Origin of the sequence: Shewanella sp. T24-MNA-CIBAN-0130 (assembly GCF_040310185.1) — a bacterium.
GTDB classification, from domain to species: Bacteria; Pseudomonadota; Gammaproteobacteria; order Enterobacterales; family Shewanellaceae; genus Shewanella; species Shewanella psychromarinicola.
In genome coordinates, this window is record NZ_JBEOPP010000007.1 from 1 (window position 1) to 13,403 (window position 13,403).

General features: G+C 41.3%; 10 protein-coding genes and 1 rRNA gene. 4 read left to right on the plus strand and 7 right to left on the minus strand.

Features of this window, described 5'->3' with window-relative positions; translation table 11 throughout:
* Both AAEZ02_RS04310 and gmhB read right to left on the minus strand, forming a co-directional pair.
* Nucleotides 1-552: ribosomal RNA gene (locus AAEZ02_RS04310) — 16S ribosomal RNA — on the minus strand; the annotation flags it as partial.
* Nucleotides 553-1,329: 777 nt separating this feature from the next.
* On the minus strand, nt 1,330-1,890 hold the full coding sequence (gmhB, locus tag AAEZ02_RS04315) for a D-glycero-beta-D-manno-heptose 1,7-bisphosphate 7-phosphatase (RefSeq protein ID WP_351075263.1): 561 nt from the start codon (nt 1,888-1,890) through the stop codon (nt 1,330-1,332).
* Between the two features lie 202 nt (nt 1,891-2,092).
* Between gmhB and AAEZ02_RS04320 the strand changes: the two genes are divergently transcribed.
* Nucleotides 2,093-2,767: a GntR family transcriptional regulator gene (locus AAEZ02_RS04320; RefSeq protein ID WP_101034690.1), complete on the plus strand. Its 675-nt coding sequence runs from the start codon at nt 2,093-2,095 to the stop codon at nt 2,765-2,767.
* 125 nt (nt 2,768-2,892) lie between these two features.
* Nucleotides 2,893-3,969, plus strand: a complete 1,077-nt coding sequence (locus AAEZ02_RS04325; protein ID WP_351075260.1) for a ketoacyl-ACP synthase III — start codon at nt 2,893-2,895, stop codon at nt 3,967-3,969.
* A 64-nt stretch (nt 3,970-4,033) separates the two neighbouring features.
* On the opposite strand, the gene AAEZ02_RS04330 is transcribed toward AAEZ02_RS04325, so the two are convergent.
* The 4 genes from AAEZ02_RS04330 to AAEZ02_RS04345 all read right to left on the minus strand — a co-directional run bounded on the left by AAEZ02_RS04330 (nt 4,034) and on the right by AAEZ02_RS04345 (nt 8,699).
* On the minus strand, nt 4,034-4,723 hold the full coding sequence (locus AAEZ02_RS04330; RefSeq protein ID WP_351075258.1) for an exonuclease domain-containing protein: 690 nt from the start codon (nt 4,721-4,723) through the stop codon (nt 4,034-4,036).
* Nucleotides 4,723-6,570: a DUF294 nucleotidyltransferase-like domain-containing protein gene (locus AAEZ02_RS04335; protein ID WP_101032073.1), complete on the minus strand. Its 1,848-nt coding sequence runs from the start codon at nt 6,568-6,570 to the stop codon at nt 4,723-4,725. Before AAEZ02_RS04335 ends, AAEZ02_RS04330 begins: the two co-directional genes overlap by 1 nt.
* Nucleotides 6,571-6,701: 131 nt before the next feature.
* A complete protein-coding gene (locus AAEZ02_RS04340; RefSeq protein WP_101032074.1) occupies nt 6,702-8,420 on the minus strand; it encodes a sodium:solute symporter family protein in 1,719 nt (572 codons plus the stop codon).
* A 12-nt stretch (nt 8,421-8,432) separates the two neighbouring features.
* Nucleotides 8,433-8,699, minus strand: coding sequence for a DUF4212 domain-containing protein (locus AAEZ02_RS04345; protein ID WP_101032075.1), 267 nt, complete (start codon nt 8,697-8,699; stop codon nt 8,433-8,435).
* Nucleotides 8,700-9,061: 362 nt separating this feature from the next.
* On the opposite strand from AAEZ02_RS04345, the gene AAEZ02_RS04350 reads away from it, so the two are divergent.
* Nucleotides 9,062-11,224 carry a diguanylate cyclase gene (locus tag AAEZ02_RS04350; RefSeq protein WP_233768547.1) on the plus strand — a complete coding sequence of 721 codons (2,163 nt, stop codon included), beginning with the start codon at nt 9,062-9,064 and terminating at the stop codon, nt 11,222-11,224.
* Here the strand turns inward: AAEZ02_RS04350 and AAEZ02_RS04355 are convergent.
* On the minus strand, nt 11,211-12,713 hold the full coding sequence (locus AAEZ02_RS04355) for an alpha/beta hydrolase (protein WP_124011747.1): 1,503 nt from the start codon (nt 12,711-12,713) through the stop codon (nt 11,211-11,213). The genes AAEZ02_RS04350 and AAEZ02_RS04355 overlap by 14 nt on opposite strands.
* A 139-nt stretch (nt 12,714-12,852) precedes the next feature.
* Between AAEZ02_RS04355 and AAEZ02_RS04360 the strand changes: the two genes are divergently transcribed.
* On the plus strand, nt 12,853-13,401 hold the full coding sequence (locus AAEZ02_RS04360; protein WP_124012127.1) for a DUF6942 family protein: 549 nt from the start codon (nt 12,853-12,855) through the stop codon (nt 13,399-13,401).
* Nucleotides 13,402-13,403: the final 2 nt, after the last annotated feature.

The following is a 13,403-nucleotide window of genomic DNA, read 5'->3' on the forward strand; positions in this document are numbered from 1 at the left end:
AACGCTCGGACCCTCCGTATTACCGCGGCTGCTGGCACGGAGTTAGCCGGTCCTTCTTCTGTAGGTAACGTCACAGTAACGGGCTATTAACACGCTACCTTTCCTCCCTACTGAAAGTGCTTTACAACCCGAAGGCCTTCTTCACACACGCGGCATGGCTGCATCAGGGTTTCCCCCATTGTGCAATATTCCCCACTGCTGCCTCCCGTAGGAGTCTGGGCCGTGTCTCAGTCCCAGTGTGGCTGATCATCCTCTCAGAACAGCTAGGGATCGTCGCCTTGGTGAGCCATTACCTCACCAACTAGCTAATCCCACCTAGGTTCATCCTGTCGCGGAAGGCCCGAAGGTCCCCTCCTTTCCCCCGTAGGGCGTATGCGGTATTAGCAGTCGTTTCCAACTGTTATCCCCCTCGACTGGGCAGATCCCTAGGCATTACTCACCCGTCCGCCGCTCGTCACCTCAGAAGCAAGCTCCCTTGTGTTACCGCTCGACTTGCATGTGTTAGGCCTGCCGCCAGCGTTCAATCTGAGCCATGATCAAACTCTTCAATTAAAGTTTTTTGAAAACCCCACTCTTACAAGTAAGAACGACGCTTTCGGCTCAATGAATTCTGATTTCATTAATTAGACTCGGAAGAATCTAATATAATGTTTGTACATATTACTATGAACACTCATCGTTGCATTGAGTTGAAATTTTTTGATTATCAAAAACAGTAAACTGTTTTAAATAATTGTCGAATAACTCAATACCTGTGAATGTCCACACAGATTACTTGATAAATTGTTAAAGAGCGGACCTGGTAACTAGCGTAAGACGCTGCGTTCCGTGTCAGTGGGGTATATTATAGGGAAAACTTTTTATAGCGCAAGGGCTTTCTACGGTTTTTATGACTATTACGACCCAACTGCACACTATTTAAACTTAAAGTCATATTTATTGATGTTTTTGCTGACTTTATAACCAAAAAAGCCTCGCTACAGCGAACATTAAATTTATTTTTCTTACCTATATAAGGCTTATTATGCGGCTTATGGTGGTTTAAGTGGGTAATTTAGCTTGTTTAGAGCAAAAAATTACTGAAACGACGTTAATTTGATGTTAACTCCGTAGCGACTTTTAGTAGTACCAACGATTTCGCGTTAATGGATGACATACCTTTATTTGGCTTAGGGGTTTGTTAGCAACAAAAATAAGCTGACTAGTATATAAAGGAAGATAAAGTCTAAAACGAAGTAAATGGTTACACTGAAAATCTCTGTTCATATATAAGTGGGTGAAAGCTTATATATGAACAGTTGAAATGATAGCTTTGAATTCGCGATTCTATTATTTTGCGAGTAATTGACTTAGCAGACTCGGAACGTCAGCGATACTGTCAACCACGGCACTGGCAAGTTCAACTCCGGCTTCGTCTACTACTTTACCTGAACGAACCAAAATGGCAGTCTTAATGCCAGCCGCTCTTGCGGCCCGAATGTCATCGGCTTTATCACCTACCATGACAGACTGGCTTAAATCTATTTTTAAAAACTGCGCTGCATCTACCAGCATACCCGGCTTAGGTTTTCGGCAATCACAATCTTGCTTATATTCGCCTAGGCCTTTTTCTGGATGATGCGGGCAATAATAGATACCATCAAGTTCGACACCTTTATCGGCAAAGTTCCAATCCATCCATTCAGTTAAATGATGGAAATCGTCTTCACTGTACATACCACGAGCAATACCAGATTGGTTAGTGACGACTACTAATAGGTAACCCATTTGCTTTAACGCTAAGCATGCCTCAAACACACCATCGATATATTCAAAATCATCCACAATATGAACATAACCATTGTCTTTATTGATCACGCCATCGCGATCGAGAAATACTGCTTTATTCAACCTAACACTCCTTAAACTCTATACTGTTGTGATTATCCCATTGAGATGAATTGGGTGCTAGTCAATCTGAATATTTTTGTAAATTTGTTTATTTAGCGACTTTTATAGCCTTGATTTTCATAATTGCAGAGGTTTCACTTTATAAAACGGCGCCTAAGCGTTACTCTTGCTCGAAGAATTTAGTGATAAACTCTTAGAGTACATGAGCAATATAACTCCTATTATTCATAAAACCCGCACGCAACTTGTTGTTGAAGTGCTCAGAGAACGGATCCTTTCTGGTGATATACAAGGAGGGGAACCCCTTAGGCAGTCTGCGATTGCAGATCAATTAAACGTAAGTCGCATTCCTGTACGTGAAGCGTTAGTACAATTAGAAGCTGAAGGCCTGATCAATTTCGAACCGCATAAAGGAGCCACAGCAACTCTTTTATCTGTTGAACAAGTCACTGAATTATTTGAATTACGCGCTATGATCGAATCAGATTTATTGGCTAAGGCCATTCCTAACTTAACTGACGATGATCTTGGTGAAGCTGAAGTCGTTCTCGCTCAACTTGAATTGGCATTTAAACTCAAAGAGTCAGTGGCCAGTTGGAGTGAGCTTAATACTCGGTTCCATACTCGTTTATATCAAGCCGCTAATCGCCCTCATACAATGGAAGTGGTTAACGGGTTAAACACCAATTGTGATCGCTATATTCGTCTGCAGTTGTTGTTTACTGGCGGGATCCCTATTGCAGAAAGAGAGCATAGAGTGTTACTCGAATTGTGTAAGGATCGAGACATAGAGAAGGCAACTATTTTATTGCGTGAGCATATCTTGCATGCCTCAGCGTTGATAACGAAACTGGTAGAACAAAAAATCAAGTCATAAAAATAATAATAAATCTTAGCCATGAGCATTTAGTATCAACAACTTAGTATCAAAAAATTAATATCAAGCTATTGATATTGTAAATAATTTTAATTAACTATTGAAACGTATTGAGAGAATTTCTTATGCATTATGCACACATTACCGGTTGGGGTAAGTCTGTTCCACCCGCAACATTAACCAATAAAGATTTAGCCACGTTCATGGACACAACGGATGAATGGATTAAAACACGCACTGGGATCAGTAAGCGTAATATTAGTCACGTTAATACTTCTGAAATGGCATCTGTTGCGGCTAAGCATGCTCTTGCTGCTGCTGGGATTGATGGCAGTGAATTAGATTTAATTATTTTAGCTACCGCCAGTCCTGATACTTTGATCCCCAATATTGCATCAACGGTACAGGCCGATATTGGCGCTACATGTGGTGCATTTGACATTAACGCTGCTTGCAGTGGTTTTTTGTATGGCGTTGGGTTAGCCAGTTCAATGATCAAAAGCGGTCAAAGTAAAAAAATTCTTATTATTGGCGCTGAACGTTTATCTTTTTACCTAGATTGGTCTCGTCGTGAAACAGCGGTGCTCTTTGGTGACGGTGCTGGTGCTGTGGTACTTGAAGCCAGTGATCAACCCGGTGGTGTATTAGGTTATGAGTTAAATAACGATCCTGAAGGTCGCGATATTTTAAAATCCAGTTTTGGCACCCAAATGGACAGATTTGATAATGACTCATTAGACTTTTATATCCACATTAACGGTCAAGAGGTGTTTAAACGAGCTATTCATGGCATGGGTAATCTCAGTAATAAAGTCTTGGAAAAATGTGGTATTGATATCAATGATGTTGATTTTGTCATACCACACCAAGCCAATGAACGAATCATTGATACCTTAGTGAGCCGGATGAAAATCCCTAAAGAAAAAGCTTTCATCAACATTGCTGATTACGGTAATACTTCAGCAGCTACAATCCCGATTGCCATCTGTGATGCGTTGTCTCAAGGGAGAATTGAAGCCAATCAAACAATTTTGTCATGTGCGTTTGGGGCCGGATTAACCTCGGCAGCTTTGCTACTAAAGTGGGGAGAAAGAACAACCCCTATTACCATTAGCGATGCTAAACTACCTGACTGTGATAAAACCGCATTGGAACTAATCCAACCTGCAGTGGATTATTTTTTCAAAAAAGCTGAAAAGTAACCTTATCGCATAGCTTAAAAAAACCAGATTATTATCTGGTTTTTTTATTGATGCTATTTCACTATCACCGGGCAATCTCGATGATTTCACTTATCGATAAACGTTGTACATCCCCCATAGCCGCAACTTGCGCCAACAATAATTCCGCACACGATAATGCATCGATTAATGCATTATGAGCAGCATAGACGGGTAACCCATAGCGCGCTCTGCTGGCACCTAAACGCAATGATCCTTCTTTGAGCACTTGGTGATGCATTAAACAACGTTTTCGCTCGATAGCTAAGGTATCGATATACACCATGGGTATCGATTGCCCAAAACAACGTTGTAATTTATTTTGAATAAAATGAATATCTAACGGGGCGTGATGAGCGACTAAAATATGCCCCTGAGTCTGGGCAAGAAACCAGTTCAACGCCTCTCCAATTGATAATGCCATGTGTAATTGATTGTCGACGATCCCATGCACCGTTGCACTTGCCCCCACGCTGCCATCAATGGCAATCATAATATGCTGGGCGCGATTAAGCGGAATTTGGCCATCAACGATGGGCACTAAACCGATGCTGATCACTTGGTCGTTCTCAGGATCAAGCCCTGTCATTTCAAGATCAATCGCCATCAAGGGAGCATCTCGATATAATTGCGACAATGCCGGAGTAATCTCATCGATATAGGTCTTCAATTGTAGCGGTAATGTGGTCAATTTTTTGCGCCAAAGTATGGCTTTTATCCACCACAAATTGGCCATTAAAAACTCCTCATAAATTTAAGCTTTAACCCCGTTTGAGCATCATGGACCACCTTAAAGGCATCTCGAAGCTGATGGCGCATTAATGAAGAAAGATGTTGTGGTTTTAAAAAATTATTCACCTGCAAATTGTGAGTCACCTGGTAACCTTGATTTGCTAAGCGCATGTGGGCGATAAACTCATGGGCATCCGCCAAGTTAAGTGCATCTTTACGATTAATAATATTAGCGTCCATTAACGCTCTAATACGTTTAGCAGTATTAACCTCCTTGATGCCGGCACTTAAAGCATACACTCTGGCAATGTCATTAATTAACGCACTGCCTTTATGTTTTAAATCCATGCCTTTCACTTCACTGCCATCACGTTCAAGGACAAATTTCCTAAAAAAGCCTAATGGTGGCGATTCTGCCAGCGAATTACCCGCCATCCCTGCCAAAAAAATATCGTTATCTTGAGTTGAAGCAAGCACCGAATCTTGTAATTCGCTAAACAAGGTTATAGGACCAAATACTGGGCGCATATCGAAAAAGATGCTCGCGTGCATTAAGGCTTTTGGCTCTGGCGTATTAACCCATTGCGAAAAAAGCCCTTTCCATTTTACCAATGACAATCGCCATTTAGGGTTTTGCGCCATAATGTCACCTGGGCAATAAATATAACCACATTGATCTAAGCCTTTACACACCGCTTTTGTTAAAGCTTCAAAATAGGCAGCTGCAAACTCATCGGGTTCGTGTGCCAACAATAAGCCATTATCTTGATCAGAACAGGCAACCTGGTCTTGGCGGCCTTGTGAACCAAAAGCCAACCAGCAAAAAGCCATCGGAGCCTGACCTAGAAGTAGTTGATTTAGTTCGATGATCCGGCGAGTTAATGCATCGGTTACCGAGGTGAGCACCCGACCAATTTCTTCAGCTCTGGCATCGGCACTAATTAAGTTTTGTAATAGTAGCGGGATCTGCTTACTGACTTGAATAAGATTTTCTATGCTGCCTTGTCGCCCTATCTCGCCGATCAAAAGCAGAGGCTGTGAGCTTTGCGAACGCAATATATCTGTGCTGGTGATAATGCCTACTGCAAGGCTGCCATCAACTACCGGTAAGTGATGAATATTATGCTCACTCATCGCGAGCATGGCCTCAAACACTAATGCATTGGCATGGGTTGTCACCGGGTTGACTGTCATGGCTTGACTCACCAGCGTATTCACATCTAACCCTTCTGCAATAATCCGATTACGTAAATCTCTGTCGGTCAAAATACCGGTTAATTTTTGATTATCGATAACTAACACTGATGACACTCGATGTTCTCGCATCAGTTTGGCAGCATCGATCACACTCGCATGAGCGTCAATGATGATGGGCTTAGATGACATGATGGAAGTAATACGACTAGTTGTGGTTAAGTCTTTGGTGGTAAATTTAGCTTCATTGCGTAAACGTTTAGCAAAAGCGCGGGTAAAAAATTGATCAAATCCTCTATGTTGAGCTCGTAGTTGGCCAAACACAGTTTGCGGTACATGGTAGACTAAACCGTCTTCAAGGATCGCGACTTTATTGACTACCTTCTCACCCGATAATAAGGTGGAAAAACCAAAGCACTCCCCTTCACCTATTCGATCGACCAACACACCTTCGGGATCGCGCACTTCAAAAGCACCGCTACGAACAAGGTATAATTTGGGATTGTCTTTATCGAACTCAACAAATGCTGATGCCTTAGTGTAATACCCAATGGTAATCATTTTAGCGCAGTATTGAATGATCTCTTTGGGGAGAGTATCAAAAGGAGAATGGAGCGCTAAAAACTGTTCGACGGGTTGTAATTCACTGGCATCCATTAATCATTTCCCTATTGTGCATGGGTCAACAGTCTCACTATAGCAAAGCATTTCACTTAACGGCTATAGGACTTAAGACCAACAAAAAGAGCGCCTAAGCGCTCTTTGTAAACTGTGATAATTAAAGCTGATTAGTGATTTTGCGCTTCACCAGACCCTTTAGGGAAACGGATTGACTCCACCATCGCCACTATCTCGTCAGGAATTTTAGCGGTTACTTTACAGACCGCAAAGGCTATCGAAAAGTTAACAATCATTCCGACCATACCAATACCTTCTGGCGAGATACCAAATAACCAGTTTTCGGACGAATTGGCTGCCGGATTAATAAACTTGAAGTAAGCAATATAACTCGCAGTAAATAATAACCCGATCACCATACCCGAAATAGCCCCTTCTTTATTCATGGTTTTGGAGAAAATACCCATGATAATGGCTGGGAATAACGACGCAGCGGCGAGACCAAATGCAATAGCTACTACAGCCGCAACAAAACCTGGTGGGTTTATGCCAAAGTAGCCCGCCATAACAACCCCTAAGGCAGCGGCTATTCGCGCATACATTAACTCTTTCTTATCCGAAATATCCGGCATTAGATTTTTCTTGAGTAAATCGTGCGAAACAGACGTTGAAATCACCAGTAGTAAACCCGCTGATGTTGACAATGCTGCCGCTAAACCACCCGCGGCAACTAATGCGATAACCCATGCAGGAAGATTAGCGATTTCAGGCGTTGCCAGAACCATAATATCTCGGTCAATGGTCATCTCATTTTTTTCACCATTGGTGTAGAAAATGTTGCCATCGTTGTTCTTATCGTCCCACGTGATTAAACCGGTTTTTTCCCAGTTCTTAATCCACTCAGGTGCTGTTTCATAAGGTACACCGGTAGATTCTGGTCCATTAATGGTTTCAATCATATTAACGCGTGAGAATGCCGATAATGCCGGAATAGTAGTATACATAATCGCGATAAACACGAGTGCCCAACCCGCTGAGATACGTGCATCTTTTACTCTAGGAACCGTAAAGAAACGTACAATCACATGCGGCAAGCCTGCTGTACCAAACATCAATGCTCCAGTAATAAAGAACACATCGATCATGGATTTAGAACCTTCGGTATATTGAGAGAAGCCCAGTTCAGCAGACAGTCCATCAAGTTTATCGAGTAAATATACCCCAGTACCATTACCTGCAGCGTCCACTAACTCGGCCCCAAAACCAATCTGCGGAAAAATATGACCTGTCATCATTACCGAGATAAAAATAGCGGGCACCATGAAGGCAAAAATAAGCACACAATATTGCGCTACCTGAGTGTAAGTAATCCCTTTCATGCCGCCAAGTACAGCATAAAAGAATACGACCGCCATCCCGATATACACACCGGTTTCTACCTCTACTTCCAAGAAGCGAGAGAACACTACGCCTACCCCCCGCATTTGACCTGCAATGTAGGTAAAGCAAATGAAAATGGCACAAATAACCGCAACAGTTCGAGCTGTTTGAGAGTAATAACGATCACCGATGAAGTCTGGAACGGTAAATTTACCAAACTTGCGTAAATAAGGTGCCATACACAAGGCTAATAGAACGTAACCCCCCGTCCAGCCCATTAGATATACTGAACCATCATAACCCGTAAAAGACACAATACCGGCCAATGAAATAAACGATGCAGCTGACATCCAGTCCGCTGCGGTTGCCATACCGTTCATAACAGGGTGAACACCACCACCTGCAACATAAAACTCTTTGGTTGAACCCGCTCGGGACATAATAGCTATCCCGATGTACAGCGTAAAAGTCGCGCCGACAATAATATATGTTAGTGTTTGAACATCCATTTTTAGTGCCCCTTAGTCTTCGTGAACATTGTATTTTTTGTCTAACGCATTAGCTTTCGCTACGTAAACAAAAATCAGCGCCACGAATACATACATTGCACCCTGCTGCGCAAACCAGAAACCCAGTTTGAATCCCATGAAGGTAATTTCGTTAAGTACATCTACTAATATGATACCGCAGCCAAATGATACTGCAGCCCAGATGGCAAGCAAGCTAAGTACCAAGCGTAAATTCTCACGCCAGTAACCCGCTGCCTTTTCGTTATTTTCAAAACTCATTGCGACTCCCCTATGTTATTTTTTGTAAAGCCATTGTTAATTTAGCAACTTAGGGGGGGTCTACAATCAAGACCTTAGTCGTATCTCACGAACAAGCTACTGTTGCAAGCTATTAAATCACTTACTAATCAGAGTTATACAGTAAAAAAACAAATAAAAGCCTCGATTGCCCATTCCATCGAGTTAGACCAAGGTCGAACAAAATTACCGCACAAAGAGACTTAAATGACGATCAATTAAAACAAAACGAGGCATTTACTAATAAAAAAGTCATCGTTTTCGTTGAAATATATTCGATTTCTTGAGATAAGTACTCGTATATCAACGAATCTTTTGATAATAAGAATAATAAGGATATTTTTTTGACGTTACCACGCATTAACCAACAGCACCTTTTATTCGCGATTATCTTGGGAGTAGTCGGACTGCTGATCAATTGTTTCCCAATTCAATTTTTTGCCAATGTGCAATTTGTACTAGGTAATACGATGACAGTCATTGCTGCCGTTTTATTAGGACCTTGGTACGCATTTGTAACAGCAATGATGGCATCAACAGGATTAATGCTGGTATGGGATAGTCCCCATGTGTATTTATTTTTTGGATTAGAAGCACTATTTTTAGGCTATGCGAGACGCCGTGATATCTATGCTTTATATGCCGACGCCGCTTATTGGTTATTAATTGGCGCACCAATGGTGTATTTATATGCGGTTTTGTTGATGGATATTCCACCATCTCACTTAGGCTTTATCATTTCAAAGCAAGGGATCAACGGACTCATTTATACCAGTCTTGCATCACTGCTGATTTTAGCTATTCCAAAGCTATGGTTTTTAAAAGATAAAGTAAAAGACCGCCATCGCAGACAATTAAGCGCGCAACTGACCTATTTTTTCACGTTGATGGTCACGTTAACATTACTGTTTTCGGCGTTAATCTTTAATTTTTATTCTTTAGAGCGTCAACAAGTCATGTTAAAACAAAATATGACAGAAGCGGTTGTGCATATCTCTACCGCGGCACAGAATCATATCGAAAACCATAAGGCCGTGATCCAAAATACCGCCAATCAATTAAATTTAATGGCCGATACGCCTGAGCAATGGCAAGCTATTTTATCGAGTTTGCATCAAAGCTACCCAAGCTTTATTAGCATGCTAATTGCCGATCCTGCCGCTAACATTGTCAACGCTAGCCCATTGTCAAGACTGCTCTCAATCCAAAAACAACAACAAAGCATCAATATTAAAGACCGCGAATATTTTATTGAATCGTTTTACAATCACCGCTTTTTTGTATCATCCGCCTTTCTGGGTCGCGGCTTTGGCAATGATGCCATTATTGCCATGAGTGCACCGTTTTATCTCGATGAGCAACACACAAAAATAGCAGGGATTATAGAAGGCTCGCTTGATTTGAGCCACTTTTCATATATTGATCAAGTCAATAAATACAGCACTGATGAATCTGTAGTGATGGTTGATGAGCAAAATCAAATTATTTACGCTTCAGAAAAGCTTGCTTTTAAACCACTATCACAATTTAATTTTGTCATAAACAAAGGTGTGTATCGCGCCAACCTTGACCTTATCAATATTCACAATACGACCTCAATTGTGCCTGAGTATATTTATACTCACCATGAATTGAATAATGGTTGGACTGTTTATATTTTAAAAGAGTTCTCACCATTACTAAAGTTGGCCGAAGAACAAATGTTTAGTAGTTTTATTCTGTTGCTGATTTCATTAGTGTGTACGTTTTATATATCAACAAAGCTGAGTACGTTATTGACCGTGCCATTAGAAGCAGTAGCCAATCAATTTAGTCAGCCCGATACAGGAAAAGCATCAACTATTGACGAAAATTCACCTAAAGAAGTGTTCAGCTTGTATCAACGCTTAGTGACCAGTAAACAACAACTGGTTGCTCATCAATTGGAGTTAGAACAGACCGTTGCTAACCGTACTGCAGAATTAGAAAAAGCCAACATAAAGCTAACTGAACTGGTTGATCGTGATCCTTTAACAGGCTTATATAATCGCCGTTATGCTGAACGTAAATTTGGTGAGCTATTGGATTTTTGTTTACGCAGTGAACAAGCTATTACCGTTGTCTTGCTTGACTTGGATTTATTCAAAAGAGTTAATGATAACTATGGGCATTTGGCTGGAGATGAGTGCTTACGAAACGTATCTCAATTAATGCAGACATATTTTAAACGTGACATTGATATTGTGGCCCGCTATGGCGGAGAAGAATTTCTACTGATTTTGCCTTTGTCCAACGCCTTACATATTGAACAACATCTCAATGGCTTTAGAGAAGCATTGTCACAATTAAATATCACCTCACCCGAAGATAAACAATCATTCAAAGTGACAGTTAGTATTGGCGCGATTACAGCAAATGCGGACTATAACGTGCAACTCGATAAGTGGATTAAAGTTGCAGATGATAATCTCTATCAAGCAAAACAGCAGGGACGAAACCGGACAATAATTAATATCATTTCTGACTAAACTTTAGCGGTTTATTATCCAATGATGACTCAGATTGATGTCCTTGAGTAAACGCATCAATTCGAGTCATCATATAAGGATAAAATGGATTCCATTTCTGACGTAACATGTCGTCGGCTGTCATACTAAAAATGCCCCGTTCACCTTGATAAATTGCTCTGCCTATTTGGATTTTATCAGGATTATTGCCAGATTGAGGCCCATAAAGCGTATCTTCAATCGGAAAGTTTAACGCCACATGAGATAATGAAAACACATCTTTAGGCCAAGTTAAATTTAACGCTAATACATCATTAGTTATCGATTTATCGGCTAACTCCCTTACCTGAACATGATGATCACGTTGCGGGTCATTTTCAAGCAAACTTAGGCGATAGGGTAACGGCTTAGACAGCCAAAAAGGGGCAAAAGATGCCAGTGGGTCTTGGAAAAGTAATTGGTTGTTGCTCCGAGTACGGTTGACGTCAAATAACACCAATTGATGGTTTTTGTTTGCCGGTAACCTTTGATATAACAAATCAACCACAGCAAGCGAAGATACCGTATCATCGACAACTGACTGAAACGTTAACATCGCCGGAATAGCATCTAACTGCTGCACCGATAATGACTCTAATAAGGTCTGATTACGCTGGGTTAACTGATACACAACATCACCAGCATTAACGGCAAACGATTGATATTTGAACGGATCATATTCTGTTTGAATGCTGTTCCAATACAGTTTATCTTGCCCAAGTAATTTCCCCAGTTTTGCTTGCCAGTAAGCACCTGCAGCAATAGGTGTAAGACCAATTGCTGGCGATAACATGATCATGCCATCAAAGCTCGTAGACTTATCCAAGCTGATATTCTCAAGTTCATGGTTTAACGCCAATGCAGCCCCAGTTGAAAAACCCACCACATAAATGGGTTTACCCGGCAGTTGTGTAGATAAGTGTGCCACGGCAAGTGACACCGCCCCAGCAAGATCAGGCCAGGTAATGTCGGTTAACCCAGACGGAATGGTACCGTGGCCGGGCAAACGCAATCCTAAAACATATGCCTGTTGCTTATAATGCTGTGCTAAATGCGACATCATATAGGGTGAATCAGACATGCCATGTAACAATAATAGGCCAAACTCTGCTTGTGGGTTTTTCCATTCAAATGAGCGATTCCAATTTTGCTGCCATAACCTAGGATCAGACAGACTATGGCGCTCATAACGATTAATAGGAGACGCTATTTCAGGCTGATACTGACGATAAACTTGCTGTTCTACTTCAGCAAATAGTTTATCTTCTAATAGTAAATATTGATTAAAATCAGTTAAGCCTGACTGCTGATGATATTCAGAGGTTAGGTGTGTAGTGTGCCACAATGATAAATTAGGCCGAGCATTAAGCATCCAAACGGCTGCGATAATTAACGCTAAAGCAATCCCCAAAGCAGCATAAAATGCGGCAAACAAAAAATGTTTAGTCGACCCAATTACAATAGCGCGCATAGTAAACCTTATTGAAAATAAATATCAAATGAACAACAATATAGCTTAACATTTACCGTCAAACCGCCAAACAATAGCCATCCTTAACTATAGTGGAAATGATATGTCATCAGCTTTATTTAGCCATATATGGGGGCCCATGAATCCCGATATCATTTTTTATTTACCTACGCCTCCAGCCTTACCGGAACATTGGCAAGCCACTCACGTTGATGCAGTAACACAACTCGTCGCATTGAATGGAAATCACTGGCGAAAAATTGTCACCATTATGGCTAAAATTTGCTGTTTAGAGCACGATATCAATGCTAACAAAGGGGCTTGTTGGAAGTTGATCCGCGACAATCTGTTTAGTGAATCTGCTGAACGGCATCAACCAAAAACCGACAAGAACATCAACAGTGACATTAAAACATCACGCTTACGTTGCCAATTACGTATTGTTAAAGCAGATGTTCATTATAGCGACGACTTAAAGCTGCCTTCTGTATGTTGGCATATTATATGTGGTAAAGAAGCCCAGCTACGAATGGGGATAACGGATCCTCGGCAATATTCATCACTGGATGACCAGCAAAAAATACAGCGCCAGCCCCCAGTGTTAATGACACCATATTTAGATTATCGACAATATTCTAATGCGCTCATTGAACTGACACGACAACACATCGCCGCTACAAAACATTAGCG

Coding starts and splice junctions, on each gene's coding strand:
- AAEZ02_RS04320 (WP_101034690.1), top strand. CDS start 2,093: ATGAGCAATATAACTCCTATTATTCATAAAACCCGCACGCAACTTGTT.
- AAEZ02_RS04355 (WP_124011747.1), bottom strand. CDS start 12,713: ATGCGCGCTATTGTAATTGGGTCGACTAAACATTTTTTGTTTGCCGCA.
- AAEZ02_RS04345 (WP_101032075.1), bottom strand. CDS start 8,699: ATGAGTTTTGAAAATAACGAAAAGGCAGCGGGTTACTGGCGTGAGAAT.
- AAEZ02_RS04325 (WP_351075260.1), top strand. CDS start 2,893: ATGCATTATGCACACATTACCGGTTGGGGTAAGTCTGTTCCACCCGCA.
- AAEZ02_RS04360 (WP_124012127.1), top strand. CDS start 12,853: ATGAATCCCGATATCATTTTTTATTTACCTACGCCTCCAGCCTTACCG.
- AAEZ02_RS04335 (WP_101032073.1), bottom strand. CDS start 6,570: ATGGATGCCAGTGAATTACAACCCGTCGAACAGTTTTTAGCGCTCCAT.
- AAEZ02_RS04330 (WP_351075258.1), bottom strand. CDS start 4,723: ATGGCCAATTTGTGGTGGATAAAAGCCATACTTTGGCGCAAAAAATTG.
- AAEZ02_RS04340 (WP_101032074.1), bottom strand. CDS start 8,420: ATGGATGTTCAAACACTAACATATATTATTGTCGGCGCGACTTTTACG.